General features: G+C 32.9%; 13 protein-coding genes. 5 read left to right on the forward strand and 8 right to left on the reverse strand.

The features are described 5' to 3' along the window. Together Q0881_RS08765 and Q0881_RS08770 are read left to right on the forward strand one after the other, a co-directional pair. Nucleotides 1-879 carry a hypothetical protein gene (locus tag Q0881_RS08765; protein WP_299159081.1) on the forward strand — a complete coding sequence of 293 codons (879 nt, stop codon included), beginning with the start codon at nt 1-3 and terminating at the stop codon, nt 877-879. Nucleotides 880-1,023: 144 nt separating this feature from the next. Next, nucleotides 1,024-1,455 (forward strand): hypothetical protein, encoded by a 432-nt coding sequence (locus tag Q0881_RS08770; RefSeq protein WP_299159083.1) that lies wholly within the window; start codon nt 1,024-1,026, stop codon nt 1,453-1,455. Between the two features lie 51 nt (nt 1,456-1,506). Here the strand turns inward: Q0881_RS08770 and Q0881_RS08775 are convergent, their stop codons facing one another. The 3 genes from Q0881_RS08775 to Q0881_RS08785 all read right to left on the reverse strand — a co-directional run bounded on the left by Q0881_RS08775 (nt 1,507) and on the right by Q0881_RS08785 (nt 2,889). After that, nucleotides 1,507-1,764, reverse strand: coding sequence for a hypothetical protein (locus tag Q0881_RS08775; protein WP_299159085.1), 258 nt, complete (start codon nt 1,762-1,764; stop codon nt 1,507-1,509). A gap of 91 nt (nt 1,765-1,855) precedes the next feature. Further along, nucleotides 1,856-2,164 carry a thioredoxin family protein gene (locus tag Q0881_RS08780; RefSeq protein ID WP_299159088.1) on the reverse strand — a complete coding sequence of 103 codons (309 nt, stop codon included), beginning with the start codon at nt 2,162-2,164 and terminating at the stop codon, nt 1,856-1,858. A gap of 83 nt (nt 2,165-2,247) precedes the next feature. Then, complete coding sequence (locus Q0881_RS08785) at nt 2,248-2,889, reverse strand: peroxiredoxin (RefSeq protein WP_299159091.1); 642 nt, start codon at nt 2,887-2,889, stop codon at nt 2,248-2,250. A 325-nt stretch (nt 2,890-3,214) separates the two neighbouring features. On the opposite strand from Q0881_RS08785, the gene katG reads away from it, so the two are divergent. Beyond that, nucleotides 3,215-5,416: a catalase/peroxidase HPI gene (gene katG, locus Q0881_RS08790; protein WP_299159518.1), complete on the forward strand. Its 2,202-nt coding sequence runs from the start codon at nt 3,215-3,217 to the stop codon at nt 5,414-5,416. Between the two features lie 69 nt (nt 5,417-5,485). Here katG and Q0881_RS08795 read toward each other — a convergent pair whose 3' ends face one another. The 5 genes from Q0881_RS08795 to Q0881_RS08815 all read right to left on the reverse strand — a co-directional run bounded on the left by Q0881_RS08795 (nt 5,486) and on the right by Q0881_RS08815 (nt 11,070). Beyond that, a complete protein-coding gene (locus Q0881_RS08795; protein WP_299159094.1) occupies nt 5,486-6,649 on the reverse strand; it encodes a sigma-54 dependent transcriptional regulator in 1,164 nt (387 codons plus the stop codon). Between the two features lie 51 nt (nt 6,650-6,700). After that, a complete protein-coding gene (locus Q0881_RS08800) occupies nt 6,701-7,525 on the reverse strand; it encodes a mechanosensitive ion channel domain-containing protein (RefSeq protein ID WP_366139561.1) in 825 nt (274 codons plus the stop codon). Between the two features lie 84 nt (nt 7,526-7,609). Beyond that, complete coding sequence (locus Q0881_RS08805) at nt 7,610-8,935, reverse strand: ABC transporter permease (protein WP_299159096.1); 1,326 nt, start codon at nt 8,933-8,935, stop codon at nt 7,610-7,612. A gap of 3 nt (nt 8,936-8,938) precedes the next feature. Beyond that, nucleotides 8,939-9,868: an ABC transporter ATP-binding protein gene (locus tag Q0881_RS08810; protein ID WP_299159098.1), complete on the reverse strand. Its 930-nt coding sequence runs from the start codon at nt 9,866-9,868 to the stop codon at nt 8,939-8,941. A 128-nt stretch (nt 9,869-9,996) separates the two neighbouring features. Further along, complete coding sequence (locus tag Q0881_RS08815; RefSeq protein ID WP_299159101.1) at nt 9,997-11,070, reverse strand: heparan-alpha-glucosaminide N-acetyltransferase domain-containing protein; 1,074 nt, start codon at nt 11,068-11,070, stop codon at nt 9,997-9,999. Between the two features lie 137 nt (nt 11,071-11,207). Here Q0881_RS08815 and Q0881_RS08820 point away from each other — a divergent pair, with 137 nt between their 5' ends. Then, nucleotides 11,208-11,666: a MarR family transcriptional regulator gene (locus tag Q0881_RS08820; protein WP_299159103.1), complete on the forward strand. Its 459-nt coding sequence runs from the start codon at nt 11,208-11,210 to the stop codon at nt 11,664-11,666. Nucleotides 11,667-11,680: 14 nt separating this feature from the next. Next, complete coding sequence (locus tag Q0881_RS08825) at nt 11,681-14,086, forward strand: 3-hydroxyacyl-CoA dehydrogenase/enoyl-CoA hydratase family protein (protein WP_299159105.1); 2,406 nt, start codon at nt 11,681-11,683, stop codon at nt 14,084-14,086. The last annotated feature ends 1 nt before the right edge of the window (nt 14,087 follow it).

Raw genomic sequence — 14,087 nt, forward strand, 5'->3', positions numbered from 1 at the left:
ATGAAAAATTTAAGAGCAGGAATACTAACACTACTACTAGGAATAAGTGCCATCACTTTTGGACAGCATACCAAAACCACACAAGCATTTTCGACATCAGCACCAACAGCACAACACAAAGTTGCCTTAGAAGTTCTCGATGCAAGTAAGGCATGGATTGCTAACTTTAACAAAGGAAATGCAGCTGCTTGTGTAAATGGCTATACCCAAAACGCGGTAATAAATGCCCAACCATTCGGTATTAAAAAAGGAAGAAAAGAAATTACTGGCTTTTGGGCACCTTTTATACAATCGGGGGCAACCAATTTAATTTATACCAATGTACAAATAGAAGTCGTTAACAAAACCACAGCATTCTTGTCTGCCAACTGGAGTATGAATGTAGGAAAAGGAATTATTTACCAAGAAAAGTGGGAAAAAAAAGAAGGTACATGGTTACTAACCTACGATAACTTTCAAGTCCTAGAGAAGTTTAAAACACCACAAGAAAATAAAACCAACCCAATAGCAAGTCATTTAGTATTAGAAAAAGTAATCCAAGCATCTATAAACTGGATTCAAGGATTTAATACAGGAAAAGGAGCTATCTGCGGAAATGGCTATTCAGAAAAAGCAACCATGAATGCCGTACCCTTTGCATCGTTAAATACTAAAAAAGACATTCAAGGCTTTTGGAAAAAATTAATTAGCGATGGGGCTAACAATCTTATTTACAACAACCCAATATTTACCGCACAAACAGCAAATACAGCAACACTAGCTGCCCGTTGGAGCATGAATATAGGAGAAGGAAAAATTTATCAAGAAAAATGGGAAAAGATAAATGGAGAATGGCTCTTAACCTATGATGAGTTTCAGGTGCTAAAACAATACGAATAGTTTAACCAATTAACTACAAGGTTGGCAATTACTAACAATATTCAACTAGCGTAGAATATTGTTAGTAAATCAGCTACATATTCGTTTTTAGTACACAAAAAATAAGTAACTTTACCTAAATTATTAAACAAAAAAACGAATACTATGAACAAGAAATTGGTGTTAACCATTGCATTTACTATGCTATTAACTGCTCTAGGGTTTTCTCAGAAAATTAAATTAAAAAAAGGAAAAGTCTTAGTTGATGGAAAAGCAATAATGAAGTATGAAAGACAAGGTCTAGGAGCTAAAATGACTTTATATTCTCTTGATAACGATGATGAAATTATTGATATGATGTATGTAACTAAAGGGACAACTCATTATCGTGGAGATGATTTTTTTAGGATGTTTTTTTCTGAAGATGAAATAAAAGTAGAAACAAGTCAATTTAATGGAATGGGCTGGAAACGTGTTATCAAGCAAATAATTAGAAGCAAAGTATTAGATATGGATGGAAACATTAATTCCGAGAAATTGAAAAAATTCGCTAGAAAATATGATGAAAATATAACCAATAGAACAGTACGTTACTAACAAAAAAATCCCGAGTATAACACTCGAGATTTTTTTTAGTATAGGTTTAAACTATTTATCTATCGATCCTAAAACACGTTTCATAAAAGTATTTAACGCTTCTTTTTTAGGGGCACCGTCTTTTATCATTTTATCAACCTCAATAGCACCGTACATATTCGATATTAACTCACCAATAACATCCAATTCCTCATCTTTCAAAGAAGGAACTTCGGTTAAAGCTTCTAAAGTTTCAATCGTTTCTAATACGTAATCTTGGTCGTTTTCTTCAATAAAAGAAGTTAAGTGTTTAATAACTGGAAGTTTCATATTTTTAGTTTGTCATTGCCAAGCAAATAAGTATTAGCTGGCAAGCTTATTAGATTTAAAAAAATTACTTAACTACGTTCGTAATAACGTATTATACAACCTCGTTTACCAAGTCTTTCAATACATCAAACTTATTCGTTTGAACTTGGTTTACAAATGTACCATCTACAAAAGTTGCAAACGTTGGTAAATTACTTACATCCGCTAACTTTCTACTTTCAGGAAATTTCTCTGCATCAACAATTACAAAAGTAGTGTCTTCATTTTCAGAAGATAACTTCTTAAATTTTGGTTTCATAATACGACAGTTACCACACCAAGTAGCCGAAAATTGTACTACTACTTTTTGGTTGTTAGCAACCACTTCCGTTAAATTATCTTGACTTAATTCTTGTACCATAGTTTATATTGTTTCCGAAAGGAGCTCGTGCTCGACCCCTTCACGTATCTCACACGAACTTAAATCCTTTCTTTAATTAGTTATTAGTTTACAGCTAAATACTCAGCAGTAGCTTTTGCATTTGGTTGCATAGCTTCTTTTCCTTCTTCCCAATTTGCAGGACAAACCTCACCTTTTTCTTGTACGTGAGCATAGGCATCAATTAAACGTAAAAATTCGTTTACGTTACGACCCACTGGCATGTGGTTTACACCTTCATGAAATACAGTACCTTCTTCGTCAATTAAATACGTAGCTCTATAAGTTACGTTATCACCTTCAACTTGTACAGTTTGAGTAGCCTCATCAAAAACTTCATTCGTAATATCTAAAATACCTAAGATTGAAGATAAGTTACGGTTACTATCTGCTAATAAAGGGTAGCTAACACCTTCGATTCCTCCATTATCTTTAGATTGGTTTAACCAAGCAAAGTGTACTTCAGGAGTATCACAAGAAGCTCCAATTACCATAGTGTTTCTTTTTTCAAACTCACCTAAAGCAGCTTGAAAAGCATGTAATTCAGTAGGACAAACAAAAGTAAAATCTTTTGGGTACCAGAATAATAAAACTTTTTTCTTATTATTTGCTGCTTCTTCCAAAACATTTACTTTAAAAGTATCTCCCATTTCGTTCATTGCATCAACGCTTAAATTTGGGAATTTCTTACCAACTAATGTAGCCATTTTATATTATTTAAATTATTAATATTCTTTTTTTACAGCCGCAAAGATATTTTTTTATCGAAGGTTTAAAAGACTAAAATCAACTTTATTTTTTTATTCCACTATAGGTTTTTTCGATGTTTCTAAAAAGAACAAAAAACAGTCCTTTTTAACCTCTTAAAAACACAAATATTATACTGTTAAAATCAATAAGTTAACAGCATAATCATAGCAATCAAGAAACACAAGAATAACATTAACTTATAATTAAATAAAAAATATAGATAAAAATTATTCAATGAAATATTGTAAATTTGGAATGCAACAACTTACAAAACAATATATTATGGAAGATAAAAAACCAAATACCTCAACTGGAGATGTAACAAAATGTCCATTTATGGGTGGAACACAGAAAGAAACCGCAGGTGGAGGAACTAGAAATAGAGACTGGTGGCCCAACGAATTAAAGCTAAATATTCTACGACAAAATGCAACAAAATCGGATCCTATGGATTCCGATTTTGACTATGCAAAAGCCTTTAATAGTATTGACTATGCAGCGCTTAAAAAAGATGTTATTGACTTAATGACCGACTCGCAAGATTGGTGGCCTGCTGACTATGGACATTATGGTGGACTTATGATACGAATGGCATGGCATAGTGCAGGAACCTACCGTGTTGGAGATGGTCGTGGAGGTGCTAGTTCGGGAACACAACGCTTTGCTCCTTTAAATAGTTGGCCAGATAACGGAAACTTAGATAAAGCGCGTTTATTATTATGGCCCGTAAAGAAAAAGTATGGGAATAAAATTTCTTGGGCAGATTTAATGATTCTTGCAGGTAACTGTGCTTTAGAGTCTATGGGCTTTAAAACTTTTGGTTTTGCTGGAGGACGTGAGGATGTATGGGAACCAGAACAAGATATTTACTGGGGAAGCGAAGCAGAATGGTTAGGAAACGAAGAACGTTATGAAGACGGGAACCTTGAAAGCGATTTAGGTGCCGTACATATGGGGCTCATCTACGTAAACCCAGAAGGGCCTAACGGAAGACCAGATCCTCTAGCTTCGGGTATAGATATTAGAGAAACGTTTGGTCGTATGGCAATGGATGATGAAGAAACCGTTGCATTAGTTGCTGGTGGGCATACCTTTGGGAAAGCACACGGTGCTGCAAATCCTGATACCTATGTAGGTGCTGAACCTGCTGGAGCTACAATAGAAGAAATGAGTACCGGTTGGAGAAACACCTTTGGAACGGGTGTTTTAGACGATGCAATTACTAGTGGTATTGAAGGCGCTTGGACACCAAACCCAACAAAATGGGATCACGATTACTTTGATGTACTTTTAAATTACGATTGGGAGCTCACTAAAAGTCCGGCTGGAGCACATCAATGGACACCAACTGCTGCTTCGAATGCTCGAATGGCTCCGAAAGCTGGTGATGCCAACGGAAAACAAGCCTTAATGATGACTACTGCCGACATGGCTTTAAAAATGGACCCTGCGTATTTAGAAATTTCTAAGCGTTTTCATACAGATCATAAAGCCTTTGAAGAAGCTTTTGCTAGAGCTTGGTATAAATTAACACACCGTGATATGGGACCTATTGCATTGTATTTAGGTCCAGAAGTTCCTACAGAAGAATTAATTTGGCAAGATCCAATTCCTGCTGGAAATATGTTATCAGATATTGAAGTAGCTAACTTAAAAGCAAATATTGAAGTTTCTGGATTAACTGTTTCGCAAATGGTTAGTACTGCATGGGCTTCGGCTGCTACGTTTAGAGGTTCTGACAAACGTGGTGGTGCTAATGGCGGACGCATTCGTTTAGCGCCTCAAAAAGACTGGGAAGTAAACAATCCTACTGAATTAGCTAAAGTTCTTGCTATTTATGAAGGCATTAAAAAAGATTTTAGCGGTACCGTTTCTATGGCCGATTTAATTGTACTAGGTGGTTCTGTAGGTATTGAAATTGCGTCTAAAAATGCTGGCCGTACAGTAGCTGTTCCTTTTACTCCTGGTAGAGGTGACGCTTCTCAAGAACAAACCGATGTGGTTTCTTTTGGGTATTTAGAGCCAAGAGCCGATGGTTTTAGAAATTATATAAAAAACGATTTAAATGTTGCTGCCGAAGAGTTACTAGTTGATAAAGCTAATCTATTAACACTTTCTATTCCTGAAATGACTGTTTTAGTGGGGGGTTTACGTGTTTTAGGCGCTAATTATGATGGTTCTGATTTTGGTGTTTTCACTGATACTAAAGAAACACTTTCTAATGATTTCTTTACCAACATTCTTGACTTTTCATATACTTGGAAAGCTGCTTCTTCTAGCGATAAAGAATTTATTGGTAGAGACCGCAGTACTGGAGCTATGAAGTTTTCTGCCACCAGAGCCGATCTTATTTTTGGTTCTAATACTGAACTAAGAGCGATTGCTGAAGTATATGCTGCCGATGATGCTAAAGATAAATTTATTAATGACTTTATTGCTGCTTGGACCAAGGTAATGAACCTTGATCGTTTTGACTTAAAATAGAACTTTGTTAAATACATAAAAAAAGGTGATCATTTCTGCTGATCACCTTTTTTATTTTTCCATATCTTCTTACTTACTTGCAAAAAGCTTTATATCGTTTTTAGATACTGTTTTTTCTCCTAAAATAATTAAACGTTCTACTACGTTTCTTAATTCACGGATATTACCAGTCCAATCGTATTCTTGTAATAACTTTATAGCATCTTTAGAAAATTCTTTTTTTGGCATTCCCTGTTCTTTAGAAATCTTATCTGCAAAGAAATTTACTAATAAAGGAATATCTCCTCTTCTATCGTTTAAAGCAGGTACTTTAATTAAAATTACTGCCAAACGATGATATAAATCTTCACGAAAACGACCTTCTGCTATTTCTGTTTTTAAATCTTTATTCGTTGCAGCAACAACTCTAACATTTACTTTAATGTCTTTATCAGAACCAACTCTAGAAATTCTGTTTTCTTGTAATGCTCGTAATACTTTTGCTTGTGCAGACAAACTCATATCCCCTATTTCATCTAAGAAAATAGTTCCGCCATTTGCTGCTTCAAATTTTCCTGCTCTGTCTTTATTAGCTCCAGTAAACGATCCTTTTACATGACCGAACAATTCACTTTCTATTAATTCTGATGGAATTGCAGCACAGTTAACTTCAATCATTGGTGCTTTAGAACGATCTGATTTTTCATGTAACCAGTGTGCAACCAATTCTTTTCCGGTTCCATTTGGTCCCGTAATTAAAACACGTGCATCGGTAGCTGCTACTTTTTCTATAATATCTTTAATGTGAGTAATTTCATCACTCTCACCAATCATTTCGTAGCTTTTACTTACTTTCTTCTTAAGTCGCTTGTTTTCTACCACCAATTCTGTACGATCTAAAGCATTACGAACCGTATTTAATAAACGATTCAAATCTGGTGGTTTCGATATATAATCAAAAGCCCCCAATCGCATTGTATTTACTGCGGTATCTAAATCTCCGTGACCAGAAATCATTACCATTGCTGTTTCTGGTTTTATTTTTTTAGCCTTTTCTAATACCTCAACGCCATCCATTTTTGGCATTTTAATATCACACAGTACTAAATCATAATCTTTATTCTTAATCATTTCAATTCCAGCCAAACCATCTTCAGCTTCCTCTACTTCATATGCATCATTCTCTTCTGAAATGATCTTTTTTAAAACTCTACGGATTGCCGCTTCGTCCTCTATGATTAATATTTTTGACATTCTTTTCTAAATTTATTTTTTAAAGATAAACAATAACCGCGCCAACACGATTTACTCTCTTATAATATGAACATCTCTTTGTGGAAACGGTATTGTAATATTATGTTCTCTAAACAACTGATCTATTTTAAATCTAATTTCACTTTGTGGTATTAATGCCTGAAAACTATCATTTAAGGTAAAAATTAACTTAAATTCTAGTGCACTATCTCCAAAGTTTTCGAAAACTACTAAAGGTGCTGGATATTGAAATACTTTTGGATGTTCATTCGCTGCTTTTAATAACAACTCTTTTACCAATTGTACATCGCTACCATACGCCACGCCAATTTCAACACTCTCCCGAGTAGTAGTTCCATTTTGAGTCCAATTATATAAACTATTCGATAAATATTTATGGTTTGGTATTACCAATACTTTATTATCTATAGTAACCGCTCTGGTGGTTCTAAGTTTTATTTCTTCTACACGACCTACTTTTCCGTCTATTTCAATAATGTCTCCTACATGTACACTTTGATCTACGATAATGAAAATACCTGATATGATGTCTTGAAATAAAGTTTGCAATGCCAAACCAACACCTATCAATAAAGCTGCAGATGCAGCAAATATTGCAGTTACATTAACACCTGAGGTATTTAATGTAGTTAGGAAAATTACTATATAAAGTAACCAACTTGCAAAAGAAAAAACAGTATCAAACTTATTCTTATCTTCTTTTTGTAATCTCTTTTTTACAAACCTTTTAAAATACTTTAATAAAAACGATGCTAAAATTAATACTATGATAAGCACTAGAATCGATTTTACGCTTATACCTATCTCTTTATTAAACTGAAAAGTATAGTTGAGTATTTTATTAAGTTCTTTCACAAAAATAGATTTGTAGTAAATATATAATATTAGTTAAAAAAAGCAGCTATCTTTTTATGATAACTGCTTTCTAAAACTTTGTTTTTATCCGTTATATCGAATCCACTTCCAAAGGTCTTTATACGATGGTTTCTTACCATACATTAAAATACCTACTCTATAAATTTTGGCTGCTAACCATACCATAAACATAAAACTAACTAATAATAATAGCATAGATAGTACGATTTCATACCATGAAACACCAAAAGGAATACGCATTAGCATAACTATTGGTGAAGTAAATGGTAAATAAGAAAATATAACTGATATTGGTCCATGTGGGTCATTAATTACAGTAAAGAAACCAACATAAACACCTAACATTAATGGTAACATTATTGGCATCATAAACTGCTGCGTATCTGTCTCATTATCAACGGCTGCCCCTACTGCTGCAAATAGAGAACTATATAACATATACCCTCCTAAGAAATAGAAAATAAATAAACAGAACATTTTAAACAATGGTAAATTTAACAGCTCTGTAATTATTTGTTCTAATTTTCCTGCTTTGGCTACTTCTTTCATTGCTTCCATTTGTTCTGCAGGAACTCTAGATGCTTGCATTTCTGCCATATCTATTCCCAATAGAGAAGAAGCAACTATACTTATAATAAACATAATAACTCCCCAAATAAAGAATTGTAGTAAACCTGCAGATGCATTTCCTATAATTTTACCTAGCATTAATTGAAATGGTTTTACCGACGATACAATTACCTCAATAATTCTACTCGTTTTTTCTTCAATTACACTACGCATTACAGAAGTTCCGTAAATTAAAACAAACATGAATAACAAATATCCTGCTGCTCCACCTGCTATAATACTTGCAACATTCTTTGCCTTAGAGGATTCTTCTCCAGAAAAATTGAACATCTTAATATCTGCACTAATTCTCGATGCTTTTATTTGCACTAAATCAATACCAAAATTGTTTAGTTTTTCATTTCTAAGTCTTGACTCTATTTTACTCTCTAAACCATTCATTACATTCATACCTGGAGAATCTTCAGAATAAAATTCAATCGAGTTCGCTAAAATCTCTAAACTATCTTGTTTAGGAATATATAATGCTCCGTAATAATCTCCCTCTTCTACTTTCTTTTTAGAGTCAGTAATACCTAATGAAGTAAAATCTTCGTATTTTACAGTTTCAGAATCTTTAAATACATCTTTAAATAATAAACCTGATTCATCTACATAAACTATTTTTTTAACTTTTTCATCGTTTTTTTTCATTAAGAAAAAAACTAAAGCACCCATACCTACCATTAATAAAGGGCTTAAAAAAGTCATCATTAAAAATGATTTATTTCTAACCTTAGCAATAAACTCGCGTTCTATAATTAACTTTAATCTACTCATAGCTTAACTGTTTTTATTTACCGCCTTAATAAAAATATCGTTGGCACTTGGTATTAATTCTACAAAATGTTGTACTTGTCCTTGTGTTGTTAAAAATGATAGTAAATCGTTTGCCGAATTCCCTTCAGTTAACTTTACATTTAATTTTAATCCATCGTTTAATAATCTGAAATCGGCAGGCAAAACTTTAAAATTCTGTTTTAATTTTGCTTCTACTTCTTTTCCATTAGAAGTATTTAATCCTACCTGAAAAGTGTTCGTTCTAAATTCTCTTTTTATATCATCTAATTTACCGTCTAATATTTTATTTGATTTATCAATTAAAGCAATATAGTCGCACATCTCTTCAACACTTTCCATACGGTGTGTTGAAAAAATAATAGTTGCTCCTTCATCTCGTAATTGTAAAATCTCCTTAGCTATTAACTGTGCATTAATTGGATCGAATCCAGAAAAAGGCTCATCAAAAATCAATAATTTAGGTTGATGTAAAACAGTTACAATAAACTGTACTTTTTGAGCCATTCCTTTAGAAAGCTCTTCTATTTTCTTACCCCACCAAGCTCCAATATCAAATTTATCAAACCAATATTTTAATCTTTTTTTCGCTTCAGATTTACTTAACCCCTTTAATTGCGCTAAATACAGAGCTTGTTCACCAACTTTCATACTTTTATACAAACCTCTTTCCTCTGGTAAGTACCCAATATGCTCTATGTGGTTTGGTGCTAGTTTTTCACCATCTAGAATAATGCCTCCACTATCGGGCATTGTTATTTGATTAATAATTCTAATCAAAGATGTTTTTCCTGCTCCATTGGGTCCTAAAAGACCAAATACACTTCCTTTAGGTATGTGCATAGACACATCATTTAATGCAGTATAATCGCCATAGCGTTTTACTACATTATTAATTTCTAATAAATTATCCATAGATTTTAAAGTTGATTAATTGCTGTTTGTCAAAGAACAGCTATGACAAACTTACATATTTTATATAGATTAGTATATTTCTTTCCTATTTTGTTACACTCCTTATTCTTTTTTTAAATAAGACAATTCTAATTTGTTATTTTTCTAATTAGCCATTCTAATGGACCTTGCTTTTTACTCTTACTCCATACATATGCAAATACGATGCAAGAAATACTAAATAACAAAGCATAAATAAAAGAAAACGTAATTGAATATTTTCCCATTTTTTCTGGTGCAAAAACCGCAATAATTCCAATACCTATAACTACATGAGCTACATAGAAGGATAATGCTAACTGACCTGTTTTTTTTAGAACTTGTATTATAAAATGATTTTTAAATTTATAGGAAATCAAAATGCATATTGAAATAATACCTATAGCAAAACTACTCCCAGAAATCATATAAATTGGCAAAGGCGGCATAGGACTCATTCCTAAAACTAAATTCAACTCCTCCTTTATTTCTGTATTTCCTTCTGAAAAAATATAAAGTAACATTTTTGATACTAACCATGTTATTACAAAAATTGACATACTTATTTTAATAGACTTCCTAACAAAAGTTTCATCTGTTAAATTCTGTTTCCCAAACCAAAGACCAATAAGCATAAAAGCTGTCCAAGGAATAACTGGGTGAAAACCATTATAAAATAGATTTCGAACGAATCCAGGGACGGTCCAAAAATTATGATACTCAAATGTTTTAAAATCCCATCCAATATCGTAATCAAAGAATAGCATAAGAATTGGATATAAAAGAATAATAGCACCAGCCGCAAATAATATTTTGCGTTTGCTCGTTGTTAAAAAAAGCACAGTTATTAACATATATATGCCATAAAAATGTAAAATATCTGCAATCCAAATAGGAAGATATAATAAACCGATTACAAAAAGTAAAATAGCTCTTTTTAATATTTTCTTTTTAACGTTCTTTAATTTTAGCTTGTCTCCTTTTATAATACTCGAATTGGACATAAAAGCCAAACCAATTCCTGCTAACACTACAAAAGTTGCAGCAGCTTTACCTTCAAACAAACCTGTAAAATATTTTAAAGCTTCATTTCCATTATTTCCAAAGGCTACTTTAAAATTAACTATTATCATACCTATTATAGCAAAAGCTCTTGCTACATCAATACCTATTATACGATTCACCCCCTCTTATTTAACTTACTAATTAGTAAACAACTATCCTTCTTTGTTACATTATTTTTAATTTAATTTACTATGCATGCATAACTTTTTTACAAAATACTATGCATGCATAATAAATTTTTATATCTTTGACAACGATGGATAAAAATAAATCAATAGATCACCAATTAAGAGCTACTTGGCAAGCTGTTGCAAAACTGTACAATGAACAGGCAGCAAAGCATGATAGCACTATGGCAACTGCTTTTGTTTTATTGAACATAGATTTTGAAAACGGTACACCTTCAACAGCATTGGGTCCATTAATGGGTATGGAGCCAACAAGTCTTTCGCGTTTATTAAAAACAATGGAAGACAAAGGAGTTATTTGTAGAGAGAAAAATCCGAATGATGGTAGAAGTGTTATTATTAAGTTAACCGATTATGGTAAAGAAATGCGTGAAGTATCAAAAGGCCATGTTTATCAATTTAACAATAAAGTAAGAGAATATATTACTGAAGAAGAATTAGAAACCTTCTTTAAAGTAACAACAACAATAAACAAACTTATTACAGACAAGTTGGTATATGATGATATCGACAAAAAAGCTGTATAAAAACAAACCAACAAATGACAAGAAGAATTAAAAAAGTAGCAATTATCGGTTCTGGAATTATGGGAAGTGGTATTGCATGTCATTTTGCAAACATTGGCGTTGAAGTCTTATTATTAGACATTGTTCCAAGAGAACTTAACGACAAAGAAAAAGCAAAAGGATTAACGTTAGAAGACAAAGCTGTTCGTAATCGTTTGGTTAATGATGCGTTAACTGCTTCTTTAAAATCGAAACCTTCTCCTATTTACAAAAAGGAATTTGCAAGTAGAATTACTACTGGTAATTTAGAAGATGATATTGCAAAGGTTGCTGATGTAGATTGGATCATGGAAGTTGTTGTAGAGCGATTAGATATTAAAAAAATCGTTTTTGAAAAATTAGAAAAGTACCGTACACCGGGGACTATTATTTCATCTAACACTTCTGGAATTCCTATTCAATTTATGAATGAAGGTAGAAGTGAAGATTTCCAAAAGCATTTTGCGGTTACTCACTTTTTTAACCCTCCACGTTATTTAAAATTATTTGAAGTTGTTCCAGGACCAAACTGTAAGCAAGAAGTAACTGACTTCTTAATGGATTACGGTTCTAAGTTCTTAGGAAAAACTTCAGTATTAGCTAAAGATACTCCAGCTTTTATTGGAAATAGAATTGGAATCTTCGGAATTCAATCATTATTTCACCAAGTAAAAGAATTAGGATTAACTATTGAAGAAGTTGATAAATTAACAGGTCCAGTAATTGGACGTCCAAAGTCAGCTACTTTTAGAACTGTTGATGTTGTAGGTTTAGATACTTTAGTACACGTTGCTAATGGTATTTACGAAAACTGTCCTAACGACGAAGCTCACGATTTATTCAAATTACCAGATTTCATCACAACAATGATGGAAAACAAATGGTTAGGTAGTAAAACAAAACAAGGATTCTACAAAAAATCAGTAAACGCTGAAGGAAAGAAAGAAATCTTATCGTTAGATTTAGATACGATGGAATATCGTACTAAAAAACGTGCTAAGTTTGCTACCTTAGAATTAACAAAGACTATTGACAAACCAATTGATCGTTTTAAAGTATTAGTTGGTGGAAAAGATAAAGCGGGAGAATTCTACCGTAAAAACTTCGCAGCAATGTTTGCGTATGTTCAAAATAGAATTCCAGAAATTTCAGACGATTTATACAAAATTGACGATGCCATGAAAGCTGGTTTCGGATGGGAAAATGGACCTTTCGAAATTTGGGATGCTGTAGGTGTAGAAAAAGGTATTGAATTAATGAAAGCTGAAGGAAAAAAACCAGCTGCTTGGGTTACAGAAATGTTAGCAAAAGGATCTACATCTTTCTATACAGTTAAAAACGGAGCAACATATTATTATGATGTTCAAGACAAAGCTCAAACTAAAAAGCCAGGTCAAGATTCATTTATCATCTTAGATAATATTCGTAAAACTACTGAGGTATTTAAAAACTCAGGAGTTGTTATTGAAGATTTAGGTGATGGAATCTTAAACTGTGAGTTCCAATCTAAAATGAACACTATTGGTGGAGACGTTTTAGCAGGATTAAATAAAGCAGTTGATTTAGCTGAAAAAGATTTCCAAGGATTAGTAATTGGTAACCAAGGGGCAAACTTCTCGGTTGGTGCTAATATCGGAATGATTTTTATGATGGCTGTAGAGCAAGAGTATGATGAATTAAATATGGCTATCAAGTATTTCCAAGATACCATGATGCGTATGCGTTATTCTGCAATTCCTACAATTGCTGCTCCTCATGGAATGGCGTTAGGTGGTGGATGTGAATTATCATTACACTCAGATAAAGTGGTTGCTGCTGCTGAAACCTATATGGGATTAGTAGAATTTGGAGTTGGAGTGATCCCTGGTGGAGGTGGTTCTAAAGAAATGGCATTACGTGCATCTGACACTTTCCGTACAGGAGATGTTCAATTAAATGTATTGCAAGAATACTTCTTAACTATTGGTATGGCTAAAGTTGGTACTTCAGCTTATGAAGCTTTCGACTTAGGATTATTAGAAAAAGGTAAAGACGTAGTTGTTGTAAACAGAGAACGTCAAATTGCAGAAGCAAAGAAACATGCTGTATTACTAGCTGAAGCTGGTTATACACAACCTGCTGCTCGTAAAGATGTATTAGTTCTTGGTAAACAAGCATTAGGTGCATTTATGGTAGCAACCGATTCTATGCACGCAAGTAGATTTATTTCTGAACACGATCAGAAAATTGCAAACAAATTAGCCTACGTAATGGCTGGTGGAGATTTATCAGAACCAACAAAAGTTTCTGAACAGTATTTATTAAACCTTGAACGTGAAGCATTCTTAAGCTTAGCTACAGAACGTAAAACGTTAGAGCGTATTCAGCACATGTTAAAAACTGGTAAACCATTAAGAAACTAAA

The sequence above is a fragment of the uncultured Tenacibaculum sp. genome (assembly GCF_947494125.1).
Taxonomy (GTDB): domain Bacteria; phylum Bacteroidota; class Bacteroidia; order Flavobacteriales; family Flavobacteriaceae; genus Polaribacter.

Coding starts and splice junctions, on each gene's coding strand:
- Q0881_RS08765 (WP_299159081.1), top strand. CDS start 1: ATGAAAAATTTAAGAGCAGGAATACTAACACTACTACTAGGAATAAGT.
- Q0881_RS08770 (WP_299159083.1), top strand. CDS start 1,024: ATGAACAAGAAATTGGTGTTAACCATTGCATTTACTATGCTATTAACT.
- Q0881_RS08775 (WP_299159085.1), bottom strand. CDS start 1,764: ATGAAACTTCCAGTTATTAAACACTTAACTTCTTTTATTGAAGAAAAC.
- Q0881_RS08780 (WP_299159088.1), bottom strand. CDS start 2,164: ATGGTACAAGAATTAAGTCAAGATAATTTAACGGAAGTGGTTGCTAAC.
- Q0881_RS08785 (WP_299159091.1), bottom strand. CDS start 2,889: ATGGCTACATTAGTTGGTAAGAAATTCCCAAATTTAAGCGTTGATGCA.
- katG (WP_299159518.1), top strand. CDS start 3,215: ATGGAAGATAAAAAACCAAATACCTCAACTGGAGATGTAACAAAATGT.
- Q0881_RS08795 (WP_299159094.1), bottom strand. CDS start 6,649: ATGTCAAAAATATTAATCATAGAGGACGAAGCGGCAATCCGTAGAGTT.
- Q0881_RS08805 (WP_299159096.1), bottom strand. CDS start 8,935: ATGAGTAGATTAAAGTTAATTATAGAACGCGAGTTTATTGCTAAGGTT.
- Q0881_RS08810 (WP_299159098.1), bottom strand. CDS start 9,868: ATGGATAATTTATTAGAAATTAATAATGTAGTAAAACGCTATGGCGAT.
- Q0881_RS08820 (WP_299159103.1), top strand. CDS start 11,208: ATGGATAAAAATAAATCAATAGATCACCAATTAAGAGCTACTTGGCAA.
- Q0881_RS08825 (WP_299159105.1), top strand. CDS start 11,681: ATGACAAGAAGAATTAAAAAAGTAGCAATTATCGGTTCTGGAATTATG.